Origin of the sequence: Tropicibacter oceani (genome assembly GCF_029958925.1) — a bacterium.
In the GTDB taxonomy this organism is placed as follows: Bacteria; Pseudomonadota; Alphaproteobacteria; order Rhodobacterales; family Rhodobacteraceae; genus Pacificoceanicola; species Pacificoceanicola oceani.
In genome coordinates, this window is record NZ_CP124616.1 from 2,444,235 (window position 1) to 2,469,651 (window position 25,417).

Sequence of the window (25,417 nt, forward strand, 5' to 3'; positions counted from 1 at the left end):
CTCAATCTAGGGTGTCAGGGCGGCAATCTCAAGCAGGCCCAGCGTCGCGTAGGACAAAACCATCGCCCAGGTGACCGAGGCCAGCGTGCCGATGATCACATATTGGCCTTCCTTGGTGTCGAACCGCAAAATGGATTTGGCCGCGATCAGAAACCCGACGCCAGCAGGTTCCCCCACCAGGATCAGCAAGAAGATCAGCGCGCGTTCCAGTTGGCCGATCAGGCGGCCGGCGTCCGGCAGGCCGGTGTCGGTCAGATCACTTTGGCCGGGGTTGGCGCGAAACCGGGCGGTCAACATGCCGACCGCATAGCCGCCCGCCCAGACCGTCAGGATCAGGCCCGACAGGGTCAGCGTCGGGATCAGGGCTAGATCGGCCCAGGCGCTCCAGCTGCCTTGGGCGACGGCGCGGGGCCACCACAGGGCCGCCGCGATCAGGGTCATCAGATGGGCGATCTGGTCCCCCAGAAAGGCGCCAAGCGTGTTGCGCCGGCTTGCGGGCAGGACCCAGACCTTGGTGCCATCAATGACGAAATGCGCCAGGCTGACCACCAGCGCCACCTGCCAGACGCCCCCCAGCAGCGCGGTTGAAAAGACAAAGACCAACGCGATGTGCAGGGCCAGCACCAGCGGATTGCGTTTGCGGTCCACCATCCAGCGGGTCTGAAAGGTGAAATCGGCCAGGCAATGGGCCAGCAGCAGCGCGGCAAAGCTTTGCAGCATGGCCGGGGTGATCTGGGCGCTTAACGCAAGCATTTTGGCTTGCTTTTCGGGAAAGAAAGGGAATTGGCTTTCATGGCTGGGCCTCCCATGCGGTCAGGGCACTGAGCAATGCGGGGTATCCGGCGGACCACAGGGCCTGATCGACCGCCTGCCGCGAAATGCCAAGCCGCCTTGCGGCCTCGCTGCGCGGGCCGCTGTGGGGGGGCAGGACTTCGGCCATGGCGCGGGCCTGGGCGGGGGTCCAGCCGCGGGCGATGTGATCGGCCAGGACAAAGGTCGCCGAGGCGCTGCCGCCTGCGCCGTGGTCCATGGTGACCGGATCGGACAGCGTTTCCAGCAACCGCCCCGAGGCGGTAAAGGCCGGGCCGTGGGCAAAGTTGGGGTCAGTGCCGGGCAGGGTGCCGGGGCCGGTGGCCACGGCGATCCGGGTGGCGCGGGCCTTGTCCAGACGCCGCACATGGGCGTGGCAGAGCAGCGCGAGCCGCAGGCTGAATTCCGCAGAGCTGAGCGCTATCTGCCAGGCATCGCCGCCGCGCCGGGCAAAGCCCGAAACCGTGCCGTCGCGCCACCCCGACGCTTCGACACAAGCGTCGTTCAGCGCGGCAAGCGTGCGATCCAGTTCTTCGGCGCTGAGCGCGCCGGAGTTGACGATATCACCAGTGAGAACGGCAAACAGCATGCGCAAGTCATAGCGCTTGCCTTGGCAAAAAGCAAGTAAATTGACTTGCCTTTACATGAAGCCCAGTTCCAGACGCGCCTCGTCCGACATCATGTCCATGCCCCAGGGCGGCTCCCATGTCAGCTCGACATCGACGTGTTTGACCCCGGGCAGGGGTTCGACCGCATCGGCGACCCAGCCAGGCATCTCGCCGGCGACGGGACAGCCGGGGGCGGTCAGGGTCATGATGATGCGCACTTCGTTCTGGTCATTGATCTCGACCGTGTAGACCAGCCCCAGATCATAGATGTTCACAGGGATTTCAGGGTCATAGACCGTACGGCAGGCCTCGACCACGGAATCGTACAGCGCGTGCTCGGTGCTTGACGGGGCGATCAGCGGCGCGCCTTCAAGCTGGGGACTTTGTTCGGTCATGATATCCTCGTCGCATTCCTGAGCGAAGATATAGGGAATTCATGCGCCCGGGTAAAGGGGCGGCGCGGAACGCGGCGGAGGGGCAAGGCTTTGCTGCCATAGCGCAAAGCTGGGATTGTCCGGCCCGCCCAGCGGCGCGCCGTCCAGATCGTGGATGGCGTGGTAATTGCGCGCGTTCGCGGTGCCGAAACGGGTGTCATCCAAAGGATAGATGCGCCGCCTGACCCGGCCGCAGCCGGGATACAGCTCCCAGATCTTGATGCCGATCAGCGCGCCGTGCGCATCCAGCAGATAGCCCGCCAGAACCCCGGAATGTGTCGTGAAATTCCCCGTGATCCCAAGCCCTTGGCCGCCATCCCAGCGATCGGACGGGGCGCCCTGCCGGGTCAGGAAGGTGGCCACCGGGGTGCCGGGCGGCAGCACCGTGCGTATCACCGACGCCCCGCGCCGCCAGTTGCCCACGGTGCGCATGGCGTTGACGGCGACCTTGGGCAGCACGACGCATTCATCGCAGCCCCAGTAATGGAACATCGCGTTCAGCCAGGCCTCGAGCGCGGGATCGAAACGGCTGACCGGGGGGCCGGACTGGGCCAGGGGCGGACGCCGCGTCAGAAGAAGATCCCCGTCCGCCATGTCAAAGCCCGGGTTCTTGCCGAAGCGCGGCGCCAAGCGCGTCGAGTTTGCTCAGGTAATGCTCGAGCGGCGAAACCGTCTGGCCCATCAGTTCGGGGTTGGCGGTCAGATAGGCGTTCGAATCGAAGAACGCCGAAGGGCTGCGGCCTTCGCGCCAGCCATCGTTGAGGTAATGGGCCAGCGGGTCAGTGCCCTGGCCGATGGCGTCGGGATAGCAGCGCCGATACCAGACCGCGTCGAACAGCCCCGAGGCCTCGATCCGGGCGCGGCGCGCGGCCTCTAGCCCGATGGTCAGCCGTGGCGCGTTGCGCCCGCCAACGGGGGACGGCAGGGGCGCAGGCGGGCCAAAAGGCCTGGCGATGGGGGGCGGTTTGGTGCGCGCTTGAAGTTCGGCCTTTAGCCGTTTGTTTTCACTGCGCAAAGTTTCTATTCCCTGGCGGTCCGTGATGGTCTGCGCCCAAAGCGCATCGGCCTCGCGCGCCATCCAGCCCAGGTACGAGGCATAGCCCGACACCGCGTCGATGCCGGAGCCTGGCAGGGCGATCGCTTCGTCATACAGGGCCTCCAGCTGGTCGATGCCGCGCTCCAGCGTATAGACGCGCCGCACCTCGGCGGTGACCTGTGCCACGTCGTCCGGGTCCCAGTCGGCCAGTTGGCGCGCCAGCCAGGCGCTGTCAAAACGGTCGGCGCTGGTATAGTAGCGCGGGCTGAAATTGCAGGCTGACCATTCGCGCAGCGTTTCGGCCGTGATGCGATGCCCGGCCAGTTGCGGCACGATGGGAATCACCGCGCAGCCGCTTGCCAGTGCCTCGAGCGCCGAGCGCCCGATGGCAAAGGCAATGTCGTAATCGGGCAGAAAGTATTCCGGCCGCGGCCGCGGGTTGCCATAGGCATACCCGACCTTGTCCAGGGTCAGGCCATTGTCGGCACAGGCTTTTTCCAGAACGCTCAGCTCGGCCGGGAAAAACCCGCCCTGGCCGAACAGGACGGCGCGCAGGGGCCGGGCAGAGGGGTCGCGCACATGCGAATAGCGCCCGGTATCGACGAAATTGGGCACCGTGCGCACCAGGTTCGCGGGAACGCCGAATTCGGCCTGGATGCGCGGCGCCATGCGTTCGGATGTGACGATATGGCGGGCGATGCGTGGATGACGCGGCACCTGTTCGACCCAGGGCCGTGCGCCGTGCCACAGATGCACCGCAGGCGTGCGTGAAAAATGCGCCAGCGCCGCCATCAGCGGCAGGTGGTGGTGGCCGTGGATCACCTCGGGTCGAAAGGGCACATCCTCGAGCCGTTCATTGACGGTGATGCCGCTGGGTGTGATCAGGTTGCCGATCTTGCCGGGAAGGGGGCAGAATACCGCGACCTCATGCCCGCGCGCCTTCAAGGCGCGGGCAATCTCGGCCGTGTACATTTCGGTGCCGCTGTAACTTTGCAGCGCCCGCTGCGTGATCAAAATCCTTTTGACGCGCCCTCCCGAGCGGCCCCACTCTCGACCTGAAATCAGCCGATCCTCCTCTGAAAACAGAGAAATTGGTAAAGGGCGGCTGCCGGGGCGTCAAGAAACACGCGCCTAGGTGGCAGGCCGGCGGGCGGCTGCCACCCATGGTAGGCTGATGGACCTAGTCTTCGGAGGCGATGCGGCGGCGCACGGGGGTCGGGCGCGCCATTGATTCCACGTGATCGTAAAGCAGACCCGCGATGTTCTTTTTCGTCGCGGTCTCAATGCCTTCCAGCCCGGGGCTCGAGTTCACCTCGAGCACCTTGGGCCCCGATTCCGAGCGCAGCAGGTCGACCCCGGCCAGGTTCAGGCGAAAGGCCTTGGCGGCGCGCACGGCGGCATCGCGTTCCTGCTTGGAAATCTTGACGACCGTGGCCGATCCGCCGCGGTGCAGGTTCGACCGGAAATCGCCTTCGGCCCCGGTGCGTTTCATCGCGGCGACGACCTTGCCGCCCACGACCAGGCAGCGGATGTCCTCTCCGGCCGATTCCTTGACGAAATCCTGCACCAGGAAATTCGCCTTGAGCCCGCGAAAGGCGTCAATCACCGATTGCGCGGCCTTCTTGGTTTCGGCCAGCACGACACCCTTGCCTTGCGTCGATTCCAGCAGTTTGACGATCATCGGCGCCGTGCCCACCAGCCGCATCAGGCTGTCGGTGTCCTTGGGCGAGGCGGCAAAGGCGGTGTTCGGCATGCCGATCTTGTGCCGGGCCATCAGCTGGTGGGCGAACAGTTTGTCGCGCGACGAAGAAATTCCGTCCGATCCGTTCAGGCAATAGGTGCCGATGGTTTCGAACTGGCGCACCACCGCCGTGCCGTAATTGGTGACCGAGGCTCCGATGCGGGGAATCACCGCGTCATAGCGCGGCAAGCGTTTGCCGTCATAGTGAATTTCGGGGTTCAGCGCGTTGATCGCCATGTAGCAGCGGGTGGTGTCGATGACCTCGACGGAATGGCCGCGGGCCTCGCCCTCTTCGACCAGGCGGCGGGTGGAATAATTGTCCTCGCGCGACAGCACCGCCACGCGCAGGGCGCGGTTGGGCGCGGCCTGGCGGACGCGGGCGGTGTTATAGACGTCATAGCTCAGCTTGGGTTGCTGGAACCGGTCGGTGGCGACGATGGTGATATGATCCTTCAGCGCCTCGCGCCCCAGCAGCATCCGCGAGGCCATCGAAGAGCGGTCGGTCAGCGTCAGTTCGACCCGCCAGCTTTCCTCGCCGACCCGCAGGGTCGAGGCGATGACATAGCGGCTTTCGGATTCGCCGTTCGAACTGGTGACGACACGCCGGTCGACGATACGGGCCGAGCAGGGAATCACCAGGTCTTCGCGCCCGGGCACCGGATGGATGGTAAAACGCACCTTGGGGGCGCTGGCCGGACCAAAGGTTTCGATGTCAAAGGCATGCAGCGCCGAGGTCCGCGCGCCGGTATCGACTTTGGCACGCAGGGCCGGCAGTCCGAGATCGGGCAAGGCAACCCATTCCTCCCAGCCAAAGCGCAGCAGGTTCGGGTCGGTATTCTCAGTCTCGGTCATCGCGTCATCCCTGTTGGAGAGGCACACAGGTAACGCTTTCCCGGGTGCTACTCAACAGGGGTGATGACGGCCGTGTCAGCCTTTTGCGGTGGCCCGCCGAAAGCTGCGCGATTGCCAAAGCGGCCAGCCCATCATCTGGCTGACCGTGGCAAAGCGCAGGCCGCGTTGGCTGAGCCCGTCCAGCGTCTGGGGCATTGCCTTGACCGTTCCGCTTTGGATGTCGTGGCTGAGGATGATGGCGCCGGGGCGCGATCCGGACAGGATTCGGCTGGCGACCACGCTGGCGCCGGGGCGGCGCCAATCCTGCGGATCGACCGACCACAGAATCGTCGGCAGGTTGCGTTCCTCGTACAGCATGATGCGCTGGCGCCGGGTGAACGAGCCGTAAGGCGGGCGAAAGGTCACCGGCGGGCGGCCGGTGATCTTGAAGATCGCATCCGAAGTCCGGTCGATCTGGTCCAGCACGTTGGCGTTGGAATATTTCGCCAGATTCGGATGGGTCCAGCTGTGGTTGCCGATCTCGTGGCCTTCGTCGGCGATGCGCCGCACGATGTCGGGCCAGGTCACCACGCGGTTGCCGATCAGGTAGAAGGTCGCGCGCAGCCCGCGCGCCTTGAGCATGTCCAGCAGGACCGGCGTCAGTTTCGGATGCGGCCCGTCGTCAAAGGTCATGCTGACCACGGGCGAAGGCGTGCGCACGGCCATCACCGTGGCGGCATCCCTTTGGGCAATATCATCGGGCAAGGAAATCGTCGGCGCGGCAAAGGCTTGCTGTGGCTGTGTCAGACACAGCGCAGCAGCTCCGCCGGACAAAAATGTCCGTCGAGAAAAATCAAACATATGGGCCTACCCCCCTTTGGCAGACTGGCAGTACAAGCAGCAGTACCGCAAGGAAGCGGAGCAGGGGCTTGATGCGCAAGGGTTTTTCCCGTGTTTGCGGCAGCGGGCAGGGGCCCCGTGACCTATCGGCCACGGTTAGTTTGCGCCCGCCAGAAAATTGATGGCTTTTCGGGATTGAAAGCGCTTGACGGCGCATGGGCCTGTGCCTAAAAGGCCCCACACGCCGAGGCGGCATGCTTCGGGGGTCAGTGAGCGGTTGTAGCTCAGTTGGTTAGAGTACCGGCCTGTCACGCCGGGGGTCGCGGGTTCGAGCCCCGTCAACCGCGCCACCACTGCCCCGAACCATGCCACAGGCGACAACGCGGTTGTAGCTCAGTTGGTTAGAGTACCGGCCTGTCACGCCGGGGGTCGCGGGTTCGAGCCCCGTCAACCGCGCCATTCCTTCCTGTCAGAATGTCATAGAATTACCCCTTAAGGGGGCACCCTGTCTGTGGGTTTTGTCGTCGTGCCGAAAATCGCGCAGGGTTGCGGAACCTTTTTCCTGCCCCGGGGTTGGGGAGGAAAGGGAAAGGCAGTTGGGTATTCCTGACTGTGCCGGGCGAAGGCTCTGCCCTAGAAATCAAAAGCGCCCCGAAATGGGGCGCCTGATCGGGACAAGGTTTGGTGTGATGCAAAGGAAAAGGCGATCAACCACCCCAGCTGCGGACGGGACCACAATCCATGTGGACGAAATCCGACTTGGAGTAGCGACCGACGCCGCCACCGTGGCAGGCCTGGGCGGCCTTGGCCATCTGGTGGACCGAGCGGGACGACAGCCGCAGGTCGGCGGCCTGACCGCGCAGGTGGCGCGAATTCTTGGCCACGCCGGACGAGCGCGAGCGCAACATGGCGTTGGTTGCCGGGCTGCGATAGCCGGAAATCAGCATGTAGGGTTCGTTCACATCCATCAGGTTGTGCGCCGCCGCCATGATGTCCAGCGTCCGGGTGTCGATCGCCTTGACGTCATTGGAGCGCCAGTCGCGCATGAAGTAGTTCACTTCCTTCACGGCGTCCGCGATGTAATCGCCCTCGATCCAGTAGATCATGTCGATGCGTTCGCCGGTGCGCCCGGAGAACATGCGAAGGCGGCGAATGTCGCCTGCACCGCGCAGAAATCCGGCTGCATGGGAAAAGGTCGGTGCCGCGGCTACCGTGGTTGCGGCAAACGCACCAAGAAGGGCGCGCCGCGAAAAGCTGCTTGAGGTCATGTCTGCCATATCGAAAGCGCCTGTCCCGTGGTCGCTGTTACAACTGTCTTTGCGCAACGTTGTGCGCCCTGCCATCTATCCTCAGATGCACAGCCCGTATGACACGAATCGGTGACGACAAAAAGGGCGTTTTATGGTGAATTCGAGGGATCAAGGGGGAATTGGCAGATTCCTGCTCAAATGCCGTTTAACTGTGGCGGGAATGCGCCTTTGGCCGGGTCCCTTAACGGTTGAGCAACATGTTTGCGACTTGGCGCAAAAGTGAGTGGACAGGGGCAGAGTGTTGTTTACAAAGTGAATTCAAACAAAAGCGCGCGCATGACGAGGGATTTTTTGATGAATGGGAATTTGAAAAGACGGGCCGGGGCGTCGATCCGGACATTGCTGGCCGCCGGAGTGCTGATGGGATCGGCGCAATTGGTTTCGGCCCAGGACGGTTTTTCCTTTCAGTTGACGGCCTACAAACAGGCGGTGGCCGAACGCGTCGGCGAAGACGACGACGTGGCATCGTTCTACCGGGCGCGCGGGTTCGAACCGATCTGGACCAGCGCATCGGACGAAGACCGCCAGCGCCGCGCCGCGCTGTTCGATGCCCTGTCGATGGCGGGCGATCACGGTCTGCCCGCGAAACGCTATGACGCAGACGCGCTGCTGGCGCGCATGGCCAGCGCGACAAACGGGCGTGACCGCGGCCTTCTCGAGGTCGAACTGACCGACCTGTTCCTGAGCTTTGCCCATGACCTGCAATCGGGCATCCTTGACCCGGGCAAGATTGATGATGGCATCAAACGCAAGGCGCCGCGCCGCGATCCCGCCGAGCTGCTGGCCCGCCTGACCACCGAGGACCCGGTCGCCGTGATGCGCGGCCTTGCGCCGACGACCGCCGAATACACCCGCCTGATGCGGGCCAAGCTGCAGCTGGAACACCGCATCGCCCATGGTGGCTGGGGCCAGGTCGTGCCGGCTGGCAGCCTGCGTCCGGGCGACAGCGGCAATGCGGTGGTGGCCCTGCGCAACCGCCTGACGGCGATGGGCTATCTCAAATCCTCGCTCAGCGGCACCTATGACAGCGCCATGCAGATGGCGGTGCAAAGTTTCCAGGAAGATCACGGCATCGAACCCGATGGCGTCGCCGGCCCGACCACCATGGCCCAGATCAACACCGGCCCCGAAGAGCGTCTGAAATCCATCATCGTCGCGATGGAGCGTGAACGCTGGCTGAACCTGCCCGAAGGGCGCGGCAAGCGTCACGTGCTGGTCAACCTGGTGGACTACCACGCCCAAATCATCGACGACGACAAGCTGACCTTTGAAACCCGCTCGGTCATCGGCCACCAGGACCGCGACCGCCGCACGCCGGAGTTTTCCGACGTGATGGAGCGGATGGTGATCAACCCGTCGTGGTATGTGCCGCGCTCGATCATCGTGAACGAATACCTGCCGCTGCTGCGCTCCAACCCCGGAGCGGTCGGGCACCTGCAGGTGGTCGACAGCCGTGGCCAGGTGGTTGGCCGTGGCCGCAGCTTTGCCGGCTATTCGGCGCGCACCTTCCCGTTCTCGATGCGCCAGCCGCCGGGGCCGCGCAACGCGCTGGGGTCGGTCAAGTTCCTGTTCCCGAACAAGTACAACATCTACCTGCACGACACCCCGTCGCAGCACCTGTTCTCGCAGACGGTGCGGACCTTCAGCCATGGCTGCATCCGCCTGGATGACCCGCATGATTTTGCCTATGCGCTGCTGGCCCCGCAGGAAAACGACCCCGAGGGGTATTTCCAAAGCATCCTGCGCACCGGTCAGGAAACCAATGTGCCGCTCAAGACGCAGATCCCGGTGCACCTGATCTACAGCACCGCCTTTACCCAGGCCAAAGGGCAGATGAACTATCGCCCCGACGTCTATGGCCGCGATACGCTGATCTGGCAGGCCCTGGCCAACGCGGGGGTGGCGCTGCGCACGGGACGCAGCTAAACCCGGTCTGGCGCGCATAGTCCGGAGTCGCCATGCCTTATACCCTGTCCCAGATTGCCGCGTCCCTCGGGCTTTTGCTTGAAGGGGACGGCACGATCGAGGTTGTCGGCCTGGCCGAGCCCGCCAGCGCCCGCGCCGACCAGTTGGCGCTGGCCATGAAACCGGAATTCGCCGAGGCGCTGCCGCAGGGCGCGGCCCAGGCGGCCATGCTGTGGCAAGGGGCGGATTGGCGCGCGATGGGCCTCAAGGCGGCCCTGATGGCGCCGCGTCCGCGCTTTGCCATGGCCGGGCTGTCGGCGATGATGGACCCGGGGCAGGGCTATGGCACAGGCATTCATCCCACCGCCGTCGTCGATCCCTCGGCCCGGATTGGCGCGGATGTGTCGATTGGTCCGATGACGGTGATCGCCGCCGGGGCGCGCATCGGCGCCGGCAGCGTGATCGGCCCGCAATGCCTGATCGGCTGGGAGGCCGAGCTGGGCGAGGGCGCCTTGTTGCACAGCGGCGTGCGCATCGGCGCGCGGGTGCGCATCGGCGCGCGGTTCATCGCCCAGCCGGGCGCCGTGGTTGGCGCCGACGGCTTTTCCTTTGTCACGCCAGAGCCCTCGGGCGTCGAAAAGGCGCGCGCCACGCTGGGCGCCGATGGCACCGACGTCACCCAAAGCTGGGCGCGCATCCACAGCCTTGGCGGGGTCGAGATCGGCGACGATGTCGAGCTGGGCGCCAACAGCTGCATCGACCGCGGCACCGTGCGCGCCACGCGCATCGGCGATGGCTGCAAGTTCGACAACCTCGTTCAGATCGGCCACAACGTACAGATCGGCAAGGATTGCATGATCTGCGCCCAGGTCGGCGTCGCGGGCAGCACGCGCATCGGTGACGGCGTGGTTCTGGGCGGCCAGTCGGGGGTGTCGGACAACCTGGTGATTGGCGATCGCGCCATTCTGGGGGGCGCCACGGTGGTCCTGTCGAACGTGCCGGCGGGCCGCGTCATGCTGGGGTATCCGGCGATGAAAATGGACAGCCACATCGAATCCTACAAGGGTCTGCGCCGCCTGCCGCGCCTGTTCCGCGACGTCGCGGAGTTGAAGAAAGCGGTTTCCAACCTGATGGTGAAGCACTAAATCACCCGCATCACATGCAGACAGGGCAAGATCATGACAGTCACAGACAAGGTGATCGAAATCATCGCCGAGCAAGCCATGCTCGAGCCGTCCGACGTGGCGCTTGAAAGCACTCCGGAAAGCCTGGGGATCGACAGCCTGGGCCTGGTCGAATCCATCTTTGCCATCGAAGAGGCCTTTGACATCTCGATCCCGTTCAACGCCAACGATCCGTCCGAAAGCGATTTCGACATTTCCACGGTGGCCAGCATCGTCGCGGGGATCGAAAAGCTGATCGCCGAGAAGACCGGGTGAACCGCGTCGTCATCACCGGGGCCGGGACGATCAACGCCCTGGGCCAGACCGTGCCCGACACCTTGCAGGCGATGCGCGAAGGGCGCTGCGGCATCAGCGCGCTGGAATTTCGCGACGTTGAACGCCTGGCCATACGCATCGGCGGCCAGGTCAAGGGCTACGAACCCGAAGCGGTCTTCAACCGCCAGCAGCTGTCGCTTTATGACCGCTTTACCCAGTTCACCCTGCTTGCCGCCCGCGAGGCGATGGCGCAGTCGGGGCTTTGCTTCGAGGGCGAACTGGCGCATCGCTCGGGCGTGGTGCTGGGCAACTCGGGCGGCGGTCTGACCACCCAGGACGAAAATTATCGCGCCGTCTACGAAGAGGGCAAGAACCGCGTCCACCCCTTTGTCGTGCCCAAGCTGATGAACAACGCCGCCGCCAGCCATGTCAGCATGGAATTCAACCTCAAGGGTCCGTCCTTTACCGTGGCGACGGCCTGCGCGTCGTCCAATCACGCCATGGGCCAGGCCTTTCAGATGATCCGCAGCGGCATGTGCCGCGCCATGATCACCGGCGGGTCGGAATCCATGCTCTGCTTTGGCGGGGTCAAAGCCTGGGAAGGGCTGCGCGTCATGTCCAAGGACGCCTGCCGGCCGTTTTCGGCCACCCGCAACGGCATGGTGCAGGGCGAAGGCGCGGGGATCTTCGTCTTCGAAGATTACGAACACGCCAGGGCACGCGGCGCGGATATCCTGTGCGAAGTGCTTGGCTTTGCCATGACCTCGGACGCCGCCGACATTGTCATGCCCTCGAAACAGGGGGCCGCGCGCGCCATTTCCGGCGCGCTGGCGGATGGCAGGATCGACAAGGACCGGGTCGGATATATCAATGCCCATGGCACCGGCACGACCGCCAATGACAAGACGGAATGCGCCGCTGTGGCGGATGTCTTTGGCACCCACGCGGACAGCCTGATGATCTCTTCGACCAAATCCATGCACGGCCACCTGATCGGCGGCACCGGGGCGGTGGAACTGCTGGCCTGCATCATGGCGCTGCGCGACGGGGTGATCGCGCCCACCATCGGCTACGAGGAACCGGACCCGGAATGCGCCCTCGACGTGGTCCCGAACGAGGCCCGCGATGCGCAGGTCGACGTCGTGCTGACCAATGCCTTTGCCTTTGGTGGCCTCAACGCCGTGCTCGCGCTTGGCCGGGTCTGACCTGATGGCGCGCTGACGCGCACAGACTGTCTCGTCGACGGCCTCCGGCCTTCTCCTCGGGCCGCCCGTGGCTGGCGTTTCGGCCCGTTACAGGCCCGCGTCCCTGCTTCCAATTGCCGAAAATATCCCGGGGAGCGCGAGGGGCAGCGCCCCTCGCTCCGCCGTCTGGACTGGACTCGAACGCTTTCAGTAGCCGCGCCAGATCCAGCCGCCGCCATGGATGCGGCTGCTGTCCGGGTCGTAGAAAACGCAGGCCTGTCCGGGGCTTACCCCTTCTTCGGGGCTCAGCAGCTCGACCGTTGCCTCGGTGTCCGAAATCGGGCGCACGATTGCCTCGCGCGGCGGACGGGTCGAGCGGACCTTGACCGCCAGGTGCCATTCGGCCCGAGAGGTAAAGGCCTCGTCTCCCAGCCAGTTGATCTCGCGCACGGGGATGGTGCGGGTCGCCAGCATGTCCTTTGGCCCGACGACCACCTGCTTGCTGTCCACGTCCAGCCGCACGACATAAAGCGGCTCTGACAGCCCGCCGATGCCCAGGCCGCGCCTTTGCCCGATGGTATAGTGGATCACGCCGCGGTGGGTGCCCAGAACGCGCCCGTCCGCATGCACGATTTCGCCGGGTTCGGCCGAACCGGGGCGCAGTTTCTCGATCACCTTGGCATAATCGCCATCGGGCACGAAACAGATGTCCTGGCTGTCGGGTTTGTCCGCCACTGCCAGGCCATATTTCGCCGCCAAAGCGCGCGTGGCGTCCTTGGACGGCAGGTGGCCCAGCGGGAAGCGCAGGTAATCGAGCTGTTCCGGCGTGGTCGAAAACAGGAAATAGCTTTGATCGCGGTTGGCATCGGCGGCGCTGTGCAGCTCGGGCCCATGCGCGCCCATCTTGCGCTGGATATAGTGACCGGTGGCCATGCAATCGGCCTCCAGATCCTTGGCGGTTTCCAGCAGATCCTTGAATTTCACCCGCTCGTTGCAGCGGATGCAGGGCACAGGGGTGGCCCCGCCCAGATAGCTTTCGGCGAATTCCTCGATCACCGCATCCTTGAAGATGTTTTCGTAATCAAGGACATAGTGGGGAAAGCCCATTTCCTCGGCGACGCGGCGGGCATCGTGGATGTCGACCCCGGCGCAGCAGGCGCCCTTTTTGGCCAGCGCCGCGCCGTGGTCATACAATTGCAGCGTCACGCCGATGACGTCATAGCCTTCGTCCTTCAGCTGCGCGGCCACGACCGAACTGTCGACGCCGCCGGACATGGCGACAACGACGCGGGTTTCGGACGGGGGCTTGGGCAGGCCCAGCGAATTCAGGGGGGCCGGATCAAGAGGCATGGCGATCTCCTTGGGATTAGCCCGGAATATAGGAAAATTCGACCTACTCTCAAGAGGCGCTTTTAGTCGGTGTTAAGTCGTCCGTGGCTTGATGGCCCCAATCCGAATTAGGGGATGACTGGAATGTACCTGAAAAAGATCGAAGGACCGCGCGCCGTCAAGCTGCCCGACGGCAGCGTCATGACACGGGCCGATCTGCCCCCGGCCGAAACGCGCCGCTGGGTCGCCTCGCGCAAGGCTGCCGTGGTCAAGGCCGTGCAATTTGGCCTGATCACCAGCGATCACGCCATGGAACGCTATGGTCTGAGCGCCGAGGAACTGATGGCCTGGGTTCGCGCCTCGGCCCGCCATGGCGAGGATGCGCTTAAAGCCACCCGGGTGCAAAAATATCGTCAACCATAAGTTGCAAAGGAAATTTTGTTTCTATACTGATGGATATGGTAATGTCGCGTTAACTATTATCCGACAGGGTATGTTCAACCCTGAGGAACAAGCCCGGAGACAATCAATGCGCATCCTACTGGTGGAAGACGACCCCACGACCTCCAAAAGCATCGAATTGATGCTGTCCCATGCCAATTTGAACGTCTACGCGACCGACCTTGGCGAAGAGGGAATCGATCTTGCCAAGCTGTATGATTACGATCTGATCCTGCTTGACCTGAACCTGCCGGACATCAACGGCCACGAGGTGTTGCGCCAGCTGCGTGTCGCACGAATCGAAACGCCGATCCTGATCCTGTCGGGCGAGGATGACACCCAGAGCAAGATCAAGGGATTCGGGTTCGGTGCCGATGACTACATGACCAAACCGTTCCACCGGGACGAACTGATTGCCCGCATCCACGCGATCATCCGCCGCTCCAAGGGGCATTCGCAGTCGGTCATCCGCACCGGCAAGATTTCGGTCAACCTGGATGCCAAGACGGTCGAAGTGGCCGGCAAGTCGGTGCATCTGACCGGCAAGGAATACCAGATGCTGGAACTGCTCAGCCTGCGCAAGGGGACGACCCTGACCAAGGAAATGTTCCTGAACCACCTGTATGGCGGCATGGACGAACCCGAGCTGAAGATCATCGACGTCTTCATCTGCAAACTGCGCAAGAAACTGTCCGAGGCGACCGGTGACGACAACTATATCGAAACCGTCTGGGGCCGCGGCTATGTGCTGCGCGATCCCGATCCCAGCCAGGATGAACCCAAGCGGCTGGCTGCCAGCGCCTGATACTGGACCTTGCCTTGTTGCGCGCCTATCACTCGGATGAGTGATAGGGCGTAAGGGGCAAAGACATGGCCGAAAAGACCGTAGAGGCGCTGAGCGAGGACGAGGCGCGTGCCGAACTGGCCCGGCTTGCGCAGGTTCTGGCGCAAGCCAACCAAGCCTATCACACGCAGGATGCCCCCGAGATTTCGGATGCCGACTATGATCGGCTGAAACAGCGCAATGCCGCGATCGAGGCGCTGTTTCCCGATCTGAAACGCGACGACAGCCCGTCAGATCAGGTTGGTGCGGCCCCTGCCGAAGGCTTTTCCAAGGTTCGTCATGCTGTGCGCATGATGTCGCTGTCGAATGCCTTCGACGATGCCGATATCGTGGATTTCGACAAATCCATCCGCCGCTACCTGGGGCTGGCCGAGACCGATCCGCTGCATTACACGGCCGAGCCCAAGATCGACGGGTTGTCCCTGTCGTTGCGCTATGAAAACGGCGTGTTGATGCAGGCCGCCACCCGCGGCGATGGGGCCGAGGGCGAAAACGTCACGGCCAATGCCCGCACCATCGCCGATATCCCGCACCGGTTGACCGGCGCGCCCGAGGTTCTGGAAGTGCGCGGCGAAGTCTACATGAGCCACGCGGATTTTGCCGCGCTCAACGCCCGCCAGGCCGAGCGGGGGGGCAAGACCTTTGCCAACCCGCGCAATGCCGCCGCCGGCAGCCTGCGCCAGCTTGATCCCGCCATCACGCGCGAACGCCCCTTGCGCTTTTTCGCCTATTCCTGGGGAGAGGTTTCCGCCCCGCTGGCGCAAACCCAGATGGGCGCGATTGAACGGCTGGCGGAATTGGGCTTTGAAACCAATGACCTGACCGTCCGCTGCGACAGCCCGCAGCAGATGTTGGCGCATTATGCCCGGATCGAGGAACAACGCGCCACCCTTGGCTATGACATTGACGGGGTGGTCTACAAACTCGACGATCTGGCGTTGCAGGGGCGGCTGGGCTTTCGCTCGACCACGCCGCGATGGGCCATCGCGCATAAATTCCCGGCCGAACTGGCCTGGACCCGGCTGGAAGCCATCGACATCCAGGTCGGCCGCACCGGCGCGCTGTCCCCGGTGGCGCGCCTGACGCCGGTGACCGTCGGCGGCGTCGTGGTGTCCAACGCCACCCTGCACAACGAAGACTATATCGCCGGGCGCGACAGCGAAGGCCAGCCGATCCGCGACGGCAAGGACATTCGCATCGGCGATTGGGTGCAGGTTTACCGCGCCGGCGACGTGATCCCCAAGATTGCCGATGTCGACCTGTCGAAACGGCCCGAGGGCGCGCAGCCCTATGACTTTCCCAAGACCTGCCCGGAGTGCGGCTCGGACGCGATCCGGGAAGAGGGCGACGCGGTGCGGCGCTGTTCGGGCGGGATGATCTGCCCGGCCCAGGCGATCGAGAAGCTGCGGCACTTCGTATCGCGCGCGGCCTTTGACATCGAAGGGCTGGGCGCCCGCCAGGTCGAACAGTTCCACACCGACGGCTGGGTGAAGGAACCCGCCGATATCTTTGATCTGAAACAGAAATACGGCAGCGGCCTGCAGCAGCTGAAGAACCGCGAAGGCTGGGGCGAGAAATCCGCCAACAACCTGTTCGACGCCATTGATGAACGCCGCAAGATCGCGCTTGGCCGGGTGATCTTTGCCCTTGGCATCCGGCATGTGGGGGAAAGCGCCTCGAACCTGTTGGCGCGTCACTATGGCACCTGGGCGCAGTTCGAACAGGCCATGGTTGACGCCGCCGCGCTGGAAGGCCCGGCCTGGGACGAACTGCTGTCGATCGACGGGGTCGGCAAGGTCCTGGCCCAGTCGCTGGTCTCTGCCATGAACCAGGAAGCCGAGCGCGCCTCGATCGACCGGCTGGTGGCGCATCTGGATATCCAACCCGCCGAACGCCCCGCGACCGAGGGCAGCCCGGTGGCCGGCAAGACCGTGGTCTTTACCGGATCGCTGGAAAAGATGACCCGCGCCGAGGCCAAGGCCCGCGCCGAATCCCTGGGCGCCAAGGTGGCCGGTTCGGTTTCGAAGAAAACCGATATCGTGGTGGCGGGCCCGGGCGCGGGCAGCAAGGAAAAAAAGGCGCTGGAACTGGGGCTTACGGTTCTGGATGAAGACGGCTGGCTGGAGTTGATCGGCGGATGACGGGGCGGCCGGAAATCCTGTGGCCGCTGTTTGCCGACATCAAGGGGCTTGAGGGCATCGGCCCCAAGACCGCGCAGGCGCTGGAACATCTGGACATCCTGGCGCCGCGCGACCTGCTGTACACCTTGCCCTATGCGATCATCGACCGGCGGCTGCGCGACACGGTGCAGGGGGCCGATCTGCCCGGCGTGGTCACCGTTTCCGTGACGGTGGCCCAGCACCGGGTGCCGTCAAAACGCGGCGCGCCCTACCGGATCGAGGTGGACGACGCCCAGACACGGTTTCAGCTGGTGTTCTTCCATCCGCGCCCCGATTACCTGCAGCGCATCCTGCCAACCGGGCAAAAGCGCATCGTGTCCGGGCGGGTCGAGCTGTTCGATGGCGTGCCGCAGATGGTGCACCCCGAACACGTGCTGACGCCGGACGAGGCGGGGGATCTGCCGCAGTTCGAACCGGTCTATCCGTTGACCGCCGGGGTGACGCAGAAAACCATGGCCAAGGCGATGGCGGATGCGCTGACCCGGCTGCCAGAGCTTGCGGAATGGATCGACGGGGCGCAGGCCCGACAAGAGGGCTGGCCCGGCTGGGCCGAGGCGCTGCGCCGCGCCCATGCGCCGTCATCCATGGACGATCTGACCGCCACGGCGCCTGCACGCGCACGCCTGGCTTATGACGAGCTGATGGCGCATCAGCTGACGCTGGCGCTGGCGCGGGCGGATCGTCGCAAGACCCGCGGGATCGTCACCAAAGGGACCGGGCGTTTGCAGTCCAAGGTGTTGAAAAGCCTGCCTTACAAGCCGACCGGCGCGCAGCTGCGTGCGATGGGCGAAATCGCCGAGGACATGGCCAAACCCGACAAGATGAACCGGCTTTTGCAGGGCGATGTCGGCGCCGGCAAGACGCTGGTGGCCTTCATGGCGCTGCTGGTCGCGGTCGAGGCGGGCGGGCAGGGCGTGATGATGGCGCCTACGGAAATCCTTGCGCGCCAGCATCTTGAAGGGCTGCAACCGCTGGCGGAATCGGCCGGTGTCGTGCTCGAGCTTTTGACCGGGCGCGACAAGGGCGCGGACCGCAAGGCCAAGCTGGCGGCGCTGGCGCGCGGCGACATCCAGATCCTGGTCGGCACCCATGCTGTGTTCCAGAAAGACGTTGAATTTCATGATCTTCGCCTGGCCATTGTCGATGAACAGCACCGCTTTGGCGTGCGGCAAAGGCTTGAACTGGGCAAAAAGGGGCAGGGCGCGGATGTTTTGGTGATGACCGCCACGCCGATCCCGCGCAGCCTGGCGCTGGCCCAATATGGTGACATGGATGTGTCGGTTCTGGATGAAAAGCCGCCCGGGCGGACGCCGGTAAAGACCGCGCTTGTCTCGACCGAGCGGATGGCCGAGGTGGTCGATCACCTGCGCGCCGCCATCGCCGAGGGCCGGCAGGCCTATTGGGTCTGCCCGCTGGTCGAGGAAAGCGAGGCCTCGGACCTGATCGCCGCCGAAGCGCGGTTCAAGCAATTGCGCGCCGCCCTTGGGGACGGCGTTGTCGGGCTGGTGCATGGCCAGATGCCGCATGACGTCAAGGACGCCGCCATGGCCGATTTCGTCGCCGGCAAGACCAGCGTGCTGGTGGCGACGACGGTGATCGAGGTTGGCGTGAACGTGCCCAATGCCTCGATCATGGTGGTCGAGCGGGCCGAGATTTTTGGCCTTGCGCAGCTGCACCAGCTGCGCGGGCGCGTCGGGCGCGGCGAGGCGGCTTCGACCTGTTTGCTGATGTATCAATCGCCCTTGTCCGAAGGTGGGCTGAAGCGTCTGACCACCCTGCGCGAAACCGATGACGGGTTCCGCATCGCCGAGGTTGATCTGGAAATGCGCGGGGCGGGGGACCTGATCGGCACCGCGCAATCAGGCCTGCCGCGGTTCCGCGTGGCGGATCTGGAACGGCAGGCGGCGTTGATGGCGGTGGCGCAAAGCGACGCGCGGCGCCTGCTGGCCGAAGACCCGGCGCTGGAAACCCCCCGCGGCAAGGCGGCGCGCCACCTTTTGTGGCTGATGCGCCAGGACGAGGCGATCCGCCTGATCGGTGTCGGCTGACAACCCACTGGATTTGCAAAGCAAAACGCGCGCGCCAAGGGGAAGTTGGCGCGCGCGTTGGCGATTGTCCGGGGGGAAGCCGGGACCGCCAGGGGAAGTGAACTGAACAGCGGCATCCATGGGATGGTTCCAGTTTGTTCCTCTTTGTTCTCATAAAGTTCTTTACAACAGGTAAACAATATGGGAACAAAGAGGCAACTCAAGGGAACGTGGGAGAACATAACATGATCGACACTGTCAAGACTGCCCTGAATCGCCCGAATGCCACCCTGTGGCAGGATGCGGTGGGCGCCCTGTCCTTGCTGGTGATCCTCATGGGGGTGCTTCACCTGCCTTCGCTCGTCTGAGTTTCTGCCTGCGTTACGTGCCTGGGCCCTGGGCCGCATCATCCTGTCCCGATGCGTTCCGCCTGTCCCCTTCGGTCTGCTTGCCTGCGGCCGAAATCCTGGCCCCGGCCGTCTGACAACGCGCCACTTTCCGCCGCCTCTGTTCCAGAGCGCGGCGGTTTTTTTTGGGCTTCAGAACTTGTAGGCCAATCGCAGCCCGCCCCAATGCCGCCCCTGGACAAAAATTGGCGCCGACAGGTCCTTCATCATGACAAAGGTGCCGCCGCCCATGTCGCGCCGATAGACCTGAAGCAGAAAGGGCTGTTCGCTGCGCCCCGCCTTCAACCCGACGCGGTCGTCAAAGATGCGCCTGTTGCGGCAATGCGCGGCGTTCCAGACCGGGTCATCGCCCTGTGGCTGGCCGAACTTTGTGTTATGCGTCGGCAGATAGCCGTTCCGGTCGACCGCCGCGCAGAACACGATGCGCGGATCCAGCGCCAAAACGGGTTCCTGGATGTCCGGCAAAACGGCGTCGGTCAGCGCTGTAAAGGGGGTCAGAACCTGTTCCGGATCACTGCCCGGGACGGGGCGATAGTCGCTGCTGAACAGCTGGTTCATTCCTATCTGTCCGGTCGCAACGGCCTTTTCAAAGGCTTCGCTGATGCGCCCGGCCAGGTCCTGAACCATGGTGATCATCGGCCCGTCCTGACCGTTGCCGCCAAGGGCGACCACCTCTTGCAAGATCGATTCCGAGCCGTCCACCAGACTGTCGCAGCGCGTGCTGGCCTGGTCGACGCCTGCGGCCACATCGGTGACCGAATTGGCAATGTCCTCGATGGCGGGGGCCACCGAATCCACCGCCTGTTGGGCGCGGCTGGCGGCCTTGGTCAGTTCGTGCGCGTCGCCCTGCAGCTCGGCCACGCGGGATTCGATATTGGTCAGGGCGGTGTCGGCATCGGCGCTGCGGTTCAGCACGGCCTCGGCGGTTTTTGACGTGCTTTCGGCGCCGCGGTGCAGCGCGCCCATCCATTCCGACAGCTTCTTGACCGTGCCAGAGATTGCATCCGCGGCGGTGGTTGTCTTTTGGCTAAGCTCGTTGACCGCATCGGCGACGATGGAAAACCCCTTGCCGGCGTGTCCGGCGCGCGCCGCTTCGATCTTGGCGTTGACGGCCAACAGTTTGACCTGCCAGGAAATATCCGAAATCTCGGAATTCGAGACCTGGATCGCCAGCAGCATATCCTCGACCTCGGGGCCCTGGGCGTGCACCGCACGGACCCATTCGGCCAAGGCCTGCGATTTTTCACCGGTTTCGCCCAGCAACCCGGTCGACAGGCGCACCCGTTCCAGCGCGTCATCCGCCGCACCCGCCATGCGCTGCACCGCCTCAAGCATCTGGGCGCTGGTTGCGGCAAGATCCCCGGTGTTGCGTTTGACGTGGTCCAGGCGTTCGATCTGGCTGCGACAGCGATCATCCAGATCGTGCAGAAACCCGCCGATATCAACGGTTTCCCGGCCAAGGCCGGTGGCGTCCTCGGTCAGTTTGGCCAGCCGCTGGGCGGCGTCGGGAAGGGATAGATTATTGGGCTGCTGCATCCGTCTGCCTTTGAAAACGTCAGCAGGATGGATACAGGGCTTTCGCAAACAAGTGATTAAGCGCTGTGCGCCTCGCGGGCCTTGGCGCTGGCTTCACAGGCGGCGTCGAGCGACAGCAGGATCGAGGCATGGCGGTTCTTGTAGGCGGCGGCGGGGCGCAGCACCTCGAGCCCGTCAAAGGGCGCAGGCGGCGTTGGCCCGTCCTCTTTGAGCATGGCGCGCAGGGCGTCGCGGGCCTGGGTGATCTGCGCCTCGGTGCAGCCAAGGATCGCCGAGCCGACCACCGAGGCAGCCGCCTGGCCCAGGGCGCAGGCCTTGACGTCCTGGCCAAATGCGCTGACACGCCCATCAGTCATCTTGATGTCGACTGTCACGGTCGATCCGCAAAGAGGCGAGCGTTTCTTTATGGTTGCGTCCGGATCTTCAAGTCGTTCCAGATGCGGGATATCCGCCGCCAGTTCCAATATGCGGCTGGAATACAGCTTGATCAGGTCTGTTTCGGCCATGGCGACTTTCCCTTCTTCCGTCTTCCTTCTAGATAGGCGCGCAGGTGCCACAAGCAAAATGGTTTTTACACATGTCCTTCGATCCTTCGACCTTGGTCTATGACGCAAACGGGCTGATCCCCTGCATCGCCCAGCAAGAGGGCACCGGCGAGGTGCTGATGATGGCCTGGATGAATGCCGAATCCGTGGCGCGGACGCTGGGGACCGGGCGGGTCACCTATTGGTCGCGCTCGCGGCAGGCGTTCTGGGTCAAGGGCGAAAGCTCGGGCCATGTGCAGGAACTGGTCGACTTGCGGGTCGATTGCGACCGCGATTGCCTGCTGGCGGTTGTGCGCCAGACCGGGCCCGCCTGCCACACCAACCGCCGGTCGTGTTTCTATACTTCGGTGGTCGGAGAAGAGACCGAGCTGATGGCGCCGATGGTCTAAAGCCCGACCATTTGGCGGATGTCTTGGGGGGTCGCGCCGTCGGCGCGGTACTTGGCGATAGCACGCGCGTCGTCGCGTTTGGCAAGTCGCTTGCCGGCATCGTCGCGGATCAGTCGGTGATGATGGTATTGCACGGACGGCAGCCCCAATTCCCATTGAAGAAACCGCTGTATGTAGCTGGCTTCAAACAGATCTTCGCCCCGGATCACATGGGTGACCCCGGTCGAGGCATCATCAAGAACCACGGCGAAATGGTACGATGCGGCCATCCCGGGGCGCGCCAGAACGGGATCGCCGACACGGGTTTTCAGGAACTCGGCGGTGACCTCGTGGCGCCCGGCGTGGGCGGGGCCGGTTTCGTCAAAGGCGGGCATCTGCCGCCCGCAGGCCTTGTCCAGGTTCAGCCGCAAGGCATCGCCCGGCTGACGGTCGGCATAGGGCCGATGGCGGCAGGTTCCGGGATAGATCAACCCGTCGGGGCCATATTGCCGCACGCCCTCTTGCGGGGCGGAAACCGCGGCCTCGATATCGCGGCGCTTGCAGCGGCAAGGATAGACCGCGCCCTTGGCCGCAAGGTTTTCAAGCGCTTGGCGGTAGTCGTCAAAGTGGTCCGACTGGCGGCGCACCGGGCCATTCCAGGTGATGCCAAGCCAGCTCAGATCGTCCAGGATCTGGCTTTCCCACTCGGGCCGCGACCGGCTTTGATCCAGATCATCGATCCGCAGCCTGAACTGCCCGCCGGCCTTGCGCGCCATGTCATGCGCCAACAAGGCGGAATAGGCGTGGCCCAGATGCAAGGGTCCGGTGGGCGAAGGGGCAAACCGCGTAACGAATGTCATATCAGGTGCTTGCGGCCTGGCCTTCATGTTGATCGGCCAGCCAGCCGGTCCAGGCCTGTTTGGCGCGGTCGGTGTAGGCCTTGTAGCGGTCCTTGCGGCCCCGGCGACCGCCCTTGATGCCGCTGGCTTCGAGCGGGCGGAACAGGCCGAAGTTTACGTTCATCGGCTGAAAGGTCTTGGCCTCGGCTCCGCCGGTGATGTGGTGGATCAGGGCGCCGTGGGCGGTGTCCTGCGGCACGACGGGCAAGGCGCGGCCCAGGATCTCGCTGGCCGCCATACGGCCCGCCAGCAGTCCCATGGCGGCGCTTTCCACATAGCCTTCGACACCCGTGACCTGACCGGCAAAGCGGATGTTCGGCCGTGAGCGCAGGCGCATCTGGTTGTCCAGCAGCGTCGGGGAATTCAGAAAGGTGTTGCGGTGAATGCCGCCCAGTCGCGCGAAAGAGGCATCCTGCAGTCCGGGAATCGTCTTGAAAACAGCAGTTTGCGCGCCGTACTTCATCTTTGTCTGGAAGCCGACGATATTGTACAGCGTCCCCAGCGCATTGTCCCGGCGCAGCTGCACCACGGCATAGGCCTTTTCATCGGGCTTGTGCGCATTGGTCAGGCCCACGGGCTTCATCGGACCGTGACGCAGGGTTTCGCGGCCGCGTTCGGCCATGACCTCGATCGGCAGGCAGCCGTCGAAATAACCGGCGGTCTCGCCCTCGTGGAACTCGGTCTTGTCAGCCGCCAGAAGGGCGTCGATGAAGGCCTCGTACTGGTCCTTGGTCATCGGGCAGTTGATATAGGCCTTCTGCTCTTCCTCGGTTTCGCCCTTGTCATAGCGCGACTGGCGCCAGGCCACGGACATGTCGATGCTTTCGGCATAGACGATGGGGGCGATGGCGTCGAAAAACGCCAGCCGGTCGGCACCGGTTTCACGCTGGATCGCTTCGCCAAGCCCGGCCGAGGTCAGCGGCCCGGTGGCAAAGATCCATTGGCCGTCGTCTGGCAGGTTAACCACTTCTTCGTGGGAAATCGAGATGTTGGGATGGGCCCTTAGCGTGGATGTAACCTTTTCGGCAAAGGCCTCGCGGTCGACGGCCAGCGCACCGCCTGCGGGCAGGCGGTGTTCCTGCGCGGTGCGCATGATCAACCCGCCGGCCTGGCGCATTTCCCAGTGCAGAAGGCCCACGGCATTCTGTTCATGGTCATCCGACCGGAACGAGTTGGAGCAGACCATTTCCCCAAGGTTTCCAGTCTGATGCGCAAAGGTCTTCACCTTTGGACGCATCTCGTGCAGGACAACCTGCACGCCCATGTTCGCGGCCTGCCAGGCGGCCTCGGACCCGGCCATTCCGCCGCCGACGATATGAAGTGTATGTGTCATGCGCCGCATGTAGAGCAAGGCGCGCGCCCTGCCAAGGTGTCACGCCCAGTCCGGTTTGCGCTTTTCCAGAAAGGCGCTGATGCCTTCGTCGGTATCGCGCCACAGCATGTTTTCCACCATTGCCGCGCCGGTAAAGGCATAGGCGTCGTCCAGCCCCATTTCGAGCTGGTCGTAAAACGACGCCTTGCCGATCTTGACGGCGGCGGTCAGCTTTGAGGCGACGGTTTCGGCCAGCTCTTGCGTGGCGCTGTCCAGCTGGTCGGCGGCGACGATGCGATTGACCAGCCCCAGCTTTTCCGCCTCGGTATCCGACAGGAACTGCCCGGTGGTCAGCATTTCAAAGGCGCGCTTGCGCCCGATGTTGCGCGACAGGGCCACCATCGGCGTCGAGCAGAACAGCCCGATGTTCACACCGTTTACGCCAAAGCGCGTGCCCTGTGCCGCCACCGCCATGTCGCACGAGGCGACCATCTGGCACCCGGCGGCGGTGGCGATGCCATGGACCTGGGCGATCACCGGCTGCGGCAGGCGCTGCAGCCCGGTCATCACCTTGGCGCAGCGGGCAAACAGATCAGCGAAATAGGCCTTGCCGCCATCCTCGGCCTGGCGCCCGGCCTGCATCTGTTTCAGGTCGTGTCCGGCGCAGAACGCCTTGCCCGCGCCGGAAATCACCACGACGCGGGTGTCGCGGTCCTGGCTCAGGGCGTCGATCTGCGCCTGCAAGGCGGCCAGCATCTCGTCCGAGAGGGCATTGAGCCGTTCGGGCGCATTCATGCGCAGGTGGGCGACCCCGTTGGTATCGCGACGTTCCAGAAGTTGCATCTTGTCCTCCTCGTTTGGGGCAGCTTAGCTGTCATGAAAGCGAAAGGACAAGCGGTGGATATCAAGATCGACGCAGAGGAAATGGCGGCCTATCTCGACGAGGTGTTTCCCCAGGTGCGGGGCATGTTCGGGATCGACCGGTTGGACAAGGACCTGCTGGTGATGCGGTTGCATGCGGACGACCGGCACCTGCGGCCCGGAGGCACGGTGTCGGGGCCGGCGATGTTCAGCCTGGCGGATGTGGCGGCCTATGTGGCGACCATGGCCTTTGTCGGCAAACAGGCGCTGGCGGTGACCACGCATTGTTCGATCGATTTCATGCGAAAACCCGAGGCTGGCAAGGACTTGCTGGCCGAAGCGAAGGTGTTGAAGCTGGGGCGCGCCCTTTCGGTCACCGATGTGCTGTTGTTCAGCGAAGGCAGTGACAAGCCGGTGGCCCATGCCAGCCTGACCTATTCGATCCCGCCGGCGCGCGGTTGATGCGGGGCGCACAGGGGGCGCTGCCCCCTCGGCCTGCGGCCTCACCCCAGGAGTATTGGGACCAAGAA

24 protein-coding genes, 2 tRNA genes and 1 pseudogene are annotated in these 25,417 nt (G+C 64.2%); 13 read left to right on the forward strand and 14 right to left on the reverse strand.

Annotated elements, in window-relative coordinates:
* Window positions 1-6 precede the first annotated feature (6 nt).
* The 7 genes from QF118_RS11825 to QF118_RS11855 form a co-directional block, all read right to left on the reverse strand.
* On the reverse strand, window positions 7-753 hold the full coding sequence (locus QF118_RS11825) for a DUF3307 domain-containing protein (RefSeq protein ID WP_282299260.1): 747 nt from the start codon (window positions 751-753) through the stop codon (window positions 7-9).
* Between the two features lie 37 nt (window positions 754-790).
* Window positions 791-1,399 carry a MarR family transcriptional regulator gene (locus tag QF118_RS11830; protein ID WP_282299261.1) on the reverse strand — a complete coding sequence of 203 codons (609 nt, stop codon included), beginning with the start codon at window positions 1,397-1,399 and terminating at the stop codon, window positions 791-793.
* 51 nt (window positions 1,400-1,450) lie between these two features.
* The gene (locus QF118_RS11835) at window positions 1,451-1,813 is read right to left on the reverse strand and encodes an SUF system Fe-S cluster assembly protein (RefSeq protein ID WP_282299262.1); all 363 of its coding nucleotides are present in this window, start codon (window positions 1,811-1,813) and stop codon (window positions 1,451-1,453) included.
* 39 nt (window positions 1,814-1,852) lie between these two features.
* On the reverse strand, window positions 1,853-2,446 hold the full coding sequence (locus QF118_RS11840) for a hypothetical protein (RefSeq protein ID WP_282299263.1): 594 nt from the start codon (window positions 2,444-2,446) through the stop codon (window positions 1,853-1,855).
* A 1-nt stretch (window position 2,447) separates the two neighbouring features.
* A complete protein-coding gene (locus tag QF118_RS11845; protein WP_282299264.1) occupies window positions 2,448-3,902 on the reverse strand; it encodes a glycosyltransferase in 1,455 nt (484 codons plus the stop codon).
* A gap of 166 nt (window positions 3,903-4,068) precedes the next feature.
* A complete protein-coding gene (gene rimK, locus QF118_RS11850) occupies window positions 4,069-5,481 on the reverse strand; it encodes a 30S ribosomal protein S6--L-glutamate ligase (protein WP_282299265.1) in 1,413 nt (470 codons plus the stop codon).
* Window positions 5,482-5,556: 75 nt separating this feature from the next.
* A complete protein-coding gene (locus QF118_RS11855; RefSeq protein ID WP_282299266.1) occupies window positions 5,557-6,225 on the reverse strand; it encodes a polysaccharide deacetylase family protein in 669 nt (222 codons plus the stop codon).
* A 348-nt stretch (window positions 6,226-6,573) separates the two neighbouring features.
* On the opposite strand from QF118_RS11855, the gene QF118_RS11860 reads away from it, so the two are divergent.
* Both QF118_RS11860 and QF118_RS11865 read left to right on the forward strand, forming a co-directional pair.
* Window positions 6,574-6,650, forward strand: a tRNA-Asp gene (locus QF118_RS11860).
* 32 nt (window positions 6,651-6,682) lie between these two features.
* Window positions 6,683-6,759, forward strand: a tRNA-Asp gene (locus QF118_RS11865).
* 248 nt (window positions 6,760-7,007) lie between these two features.
* Here the strand turns inward: QF118_RS11865 and QF118_RS11870 are convergent.
* The gene (locus QF118_RS11870; protein WP_282299267.1) at window positions 7,008-7,577 is read right to left on the reverse strand and encodes a peptidoglycan L,D-endopeptidase MepK; all 570 of its coding nucleotides are present in this window, start codon (window positions 7,575-7,577) and stop codon (window positions 7,008-7,010) included.
* A 327-nt stretch (window positions 7,578-7,904) separates the two neighbouring features.
* Between QF118_RS11870 and QF118_RS11875 the strand changes: the two genes are divergently transcribed.
* The 4 genes from QF118_RS11875 to QF118_RS11890 are packed head-to-tail and all read left to right on the forward strand — an operon-like array spanning window position 7,905 to window position 12,159.
* Entirely contained in the window at window positions 7,905-9,536 is a 1,632-nt protein-coding gene (locus tag QF118_RS11875; RefSeq protein WP_282299268.1) for a L,D-transpeptidase family protein, read from the forward strand.
* 32 nt (window positions 9,537-9,568) lie between these two features.
* Window positions 9,569-10,660, forward strand: coding sequence for a UDP-3-O-(3-hydroxymyristoyl)glucosamine N-acyltransferase (gene lpxD, locus QF118_RS11880; RefSeq protein WP_282299269.1), 1,092 nt, complete (start codon window positions 9,569-9,571; stop codon window positions 10,658-10,660).
* A 33-nt stretch (window positions 10,661-10,693) separates the two neighbouring features.
* Window positions 10,694-10,954: an acyl carrier protein gene (locus tag QF118_RS11885; RefSeq protein WP_282299270.1), complete on the forward strand. Its 261-nt coding sequence runs from the start codon at window positions 10,694-10,696 to the stop codon at window positions 10,952-10,954.
* The gene (locus QF118_RS11890; RefSeq protein WP_282299271.1) at window positions 10,951-12,159 is read left to right on the forward strand and encodes a beta-ketoacyl-[acyl-carrier-protein] synthase family protein; all 1,209 of its coding nucleotides are present in this window, start codon (window positions 10,951-10,953) and stop codon (window positions 12,157-12,159) included. Before QF118_RS11885 ends, QF118_RS11890 begins: the two co-directional genes overlap by 4 nt.
* A gap of 186 nt (window positions 12,160-12,345) precedes the next feature.
* On the opposite strand, the gene mnmA is transcribed toward QF118_RS11890, so the two are convergent.
* The gene (mnmA, locus tag QF118_RS11895) at window positions 12,346-13,488 is read right to left on the reverse strand and encodes a tRNA 2-thiouridine(34) synthase MnmA (RefSeq protein ID WP_282299272.1); all 1,143 of its coding nucleotides are present in this window, start codon (window positions 13,486-13,488) and stop codon (window positions 12,346-12,348) included.
* Window positions 13,489-13,611: 123 nt separating this feature from the next.
* Here mnmA and sciP point away from each other — a divergent pair, with 123 nt between their 5' ends.
* The 5 genes from sciP (at window position 13,612) to QF118_RS11920 (ending at window position 19,327) form a co-directional block, all read left to right on the forward strand.
* The gene (gene sciP, locus QF118_RS11900; RefSeq protein WP_282299273.1) at window positions 13,612-13,890 is read left to right on the forward strand and encodes a CtrA inhibitor SciP; all 279 of its coding nucleotides are present in this window, start codon (window positions 13,612-13,614) and stop codon (window positions 13,888-13,890) included.
* Between the two features lie 106 nt (window positions 13,891-13,996).
* Window positions 13,997-14,713, forward strand: coding sequence for a response regulator transcription factor CtrA (gene ctrA / locus QF118_RS11905; RefSeq protein WP_282299274.1), 717 nt, complete (start codon window positions 13,997-13,999; stop codon window positions 14,711-14,713).
* Window positions 14,714-14,778: 65 nt separating this feature from the next.
* Window positions 14,779-16,893, forward strand: a complete 2,115-nt coding sequence (ligA, locus tag QF118_RS11910; protein ID WP_282299275.1) for an NAD-dependent DNA ligase LigA — start codon at window positions 14,779-14,781, stop codon at window positions 16,891-16,893.
* Complete coding sequence (gene recG, locus QF118_RS11915; RefSeq protein WP_282299276.1) at window positions 16,890-18,980, forward strand: ATP-dependent DNA helicase RecG; 2,091 nt, start codon at window positions 16,890-16,892, stop codon at window positions 18,978-18,980. Before ligA ends, recG begins: the two co-directional genes overlap by 4 nt.
* Window positions 18,981-19,204: 224 nt before the next feature.
* Complete coding sequence (locus QF118_RS11920) at window positions 19,205-19,327, forward strand: hypothetical protein (RefSeq protein WP_282299277.1); 123 nt, start codon at window positions 19,205-19,207, stop codon at window positions 19,325-19,327.
* A 171-nt stretch (window positions 19,328-19,498) separates the two neighbouring features.
* Here QF118_RS11920 and QF118_RS11925 read toward each other — a convergent pair whose 3' ends face one another.
* Together QF118_RS11925 and QF118_RS11930 are read right to left on the reverse strand one after the other, a co-directional pair.
* On the reverse strand, window positions 19,499-20,902 hold the full coding sequence (locus QF118_RS11925) for a methyl-accepting chemotaxis protein (RefSeq protein ID WP_282299278.1): 1,404 nt from the start codon (window positions 20,900-20,902) through the stop codon (window positions 19,499-19,501).
* 56 nt (window positions 20,903-20,958) lie between these two features.
* The gene (locus QF118_RS11930; protein ID WP_282299279.1) at window positions 20,959-21,408 is read right to left on the reverse strand and encodes an iron-sulfur cluster assembly scaffold protein; all 450 of its coding nucleotides are present in this window, start codon (window positions 21,406-21,408) and stop codon (window positions 20,959-20,961) included.
* Between the two features lie 71 nt (window positions 21,409-21,479).
* Here QF118_RS11930 and hisI point away from each other — a divergent pair, with 71 nt between their 5' ends.
* Entirely contained in the window at window positions 21,480-21,836 is a 357-nt protein-coding gene (gene hisI / locus QF118_RS11935) for a phosphoribosyl-AMP cyclohydrolase (RefSeq protein ID WP_282299280.1), read from the forward strand.
* Here hisI and gluQRS read toward each other — a convergent pair.
* The 3 genes and pseudogenes from gluQRS to QF118_RS11950 all read right to left on the reverse strand — a co-directional run.
* Window positions 21,833-22,675 carry a tRNA glutamyl-Q(34) synthetase GluQRS gene (gene gluQRS / locus QF118_RS11940; RefSeq protein WP_282299281.1) on the reverse strand — a complete coding sequence of 281 codons (843 nt, stop codon included), beginning with the start codon at window positions 22,673-22,675 and terminating at the stop codon, window positions 21,833-21,835. The genes hisI and gluQRS overlap by 4 nt on opposite strands.
* Window position 22,676: 1 nt before the next feature.
* A complete protein-coding gene (gene trmFO / locus QF118_RS11945; protein ID WP_282299282.1) occupies window positions 22,677-24,047 on the reverse strand; it encodes a methylenetetrahydrofolate--tRNA-(uracil(54)-C(5))-methyltransferase (FADH(2)-oxidizing) TrmFO in 1,371 nt (456 codons plus the stop codon).
* A 39-nt stretch (window positions 24,048-24,086) separates the two neighbouring features.
* Window positions 24,087-24,878, reverse strand: a pseudogene (locus tag QF118_RS11950) (enoyl-CoA hydratase); the annotation flags it as partial.
* Between the two features lie 24 nt (window positions 24,879-24,902).
* Between QF118_RS11950 and QF118_RS11955 the strand changes: the two are divergent.
* Window positions 24,903-25,349 carry a PaaI family thioesterase gene (locus QF118_RS11955; protein ID WP_282299284.1) on the forward strand — a complete coding sequence of 149 codons (447 nt, stop codon included), beginning with the start codon at window positions 24,903-24,905 and terminating at the stop codon, window positions 25,347-25,349.
* Window positions 25,350-25,417: the final 68 nt, after the last annotated feature.

What these genes read in the sequence shown, in the direction of transcription:
- QF118_RS11825 (WP_282299260.1), bottom strand. Translation starts at nt 753, where the DNA reads ATGCTTGCGTTAAGCGCCCAGATCACCCCGGCCATGCTGCAAAGCTTT.
- QF118_RS11830 (WP_282299261.1), bottom strand. Translation starts at nt 1,399, where the DNA reads ATGCTGTTTGCCGTTCTCACTGGTGATATCGTCAACTCCGGCGCGCTC.
- QF118_RS11835 (WP_282299262.1), bottom strand. Translation starts at nt 1,813, where the DNA reads ATGACCGAACAAAGTCCCCAGCTTGAAGGCGCGCCGCTGATCGCCCCG.
- QF118_RS11840 (WP_282299263.1), bottom strand. Translation starts at nt 2,446, where the DNA reads ATGGCGGACGGGGATCTTCTTCTGACGCGGCGTCCGCCCCTGGCCCAG.
- rimK (WP_282299265.1), bottom strand. Translation starts at nt 5,481, where the DNA reads ATGACCGAGACTGAGAATACCGACCCGAACCTGCTGCGCTTTGGCTGG.
- QF118_RS11870 (WP_282299267.1), bottom strand. Translation starts at nt 7,577, where the DNA reads ATGGCAGACATGACCTCAAGCAGCTTTTCGCGGCGCGCCCTTCTTGGT.
- QF118_RS11875 (WP_282299268.1), top strand. Translation starts at nt 7,905, where the DNA reads ATGAATGGGAATTTGAAAAGACGGGCCGGGGCGTCGATCCGGACATTG.
- lpxD (WP_282299269.1), top strand. Translation starts at nt 9,569, where the DNA reads ATGCCTTATACCCTGTCCCAGATTGCCGCGTCCCTCGGGCTTTTGCTT.
- QF118_RS11885 (WP_282299270.1), top strand. Translation starts at nt 10,694, where the DNA reads ATGACAGTCACAGACAAGGTGATCGAAATCATCGCCGAGCAAGCCATG.
- mnmA (WP_282299272.1), bottom strand. Translation starts at nt 13,488, where the DNA reads ATGCCTCTTGATCCGGCCCCCCTGAATTCGCTGGGCCTGCCCAAGCCC.
- sciP (WP_282299273.1), top strand. Translation starts at nt 13,612, where the DNA reads ATGTACCTGAAAAAGATCGAAGGACCGCGCGCCGTCAAGCTGCCCGAC.
- ctrA (WP_282299274.1), top strand. Translation starts at nt 13,997, where the DNA reads ATGCGCATCCTACTGGTGGAAGACGACCCCACGACCTCCAAAAGCATC.
- ligA (WP_282299275.1), top strand. Translation starts at nt 14,779, where the DNA reads ATGGCCGAAAAGACCGTAGAGGCGCTGAGCGAGGACGAGGCGCGTGCC.
- recG (WP_282299276.1), top strand. Translation starts at nt 16,890, where the DNA reads ATGACGGGGCGGCCGGAAATCCTGTGGCCGCTGTTTGCCGACATCAAG.
- QF118_RS11920 (WP_282299277.1), top strand. Translation starts at nt 19,205, where the DNA reads ATGATCGACACTGTCAAGACTGCCCTGAATCGCCCGAATGCCACCCTG.
- QF118_RS11925 (WP_282299278.1), bottom strand. Translation starts at nt 20,902, where the DNA reads ATGCAGCAGCCCAATAATCTATCCCTTCCCGACGCCGCCCAGCGGCTG.
- QF118_RS11930 (WP_282299279.1), bottom strand. Translation starts at nt 21,408, where the DNA reads ATGGCCGAAACAGACCTGATCAAGCTGTATTCCAGCCGCATATTGGAA.
- hisI (WP_282299280.1), top strand. Translation starts at nt 21,480, where the DNA reads ATGTCCTTCGATCCTTCGACCTTGGTCTATGACGCAAACGGGCTGATC.
- gluQRS (WP_282299281.1), bottom strand. Translation starts at nt 22,675, where the DNA reads ATGACATTCGTTACGCGGTTTGCCCCTTCGCCCACCGGACCCTTGCAT.
- trmFO (WP_282299282.1), bottom strand. Translation starts at nt 24,047, where the DNA reads ATGACACATACACTTCATATCGTCGGCGGCGGAATGGCCGGGTCCGAG.
- QF118_RS11955 (WP_282299284.1), top strand. Translation starts at nt 24,903, where the DNA reads ATGAAAGCGAAAGGACAAGCGGTGGATATCAAGATCGACGCAGAGGAA.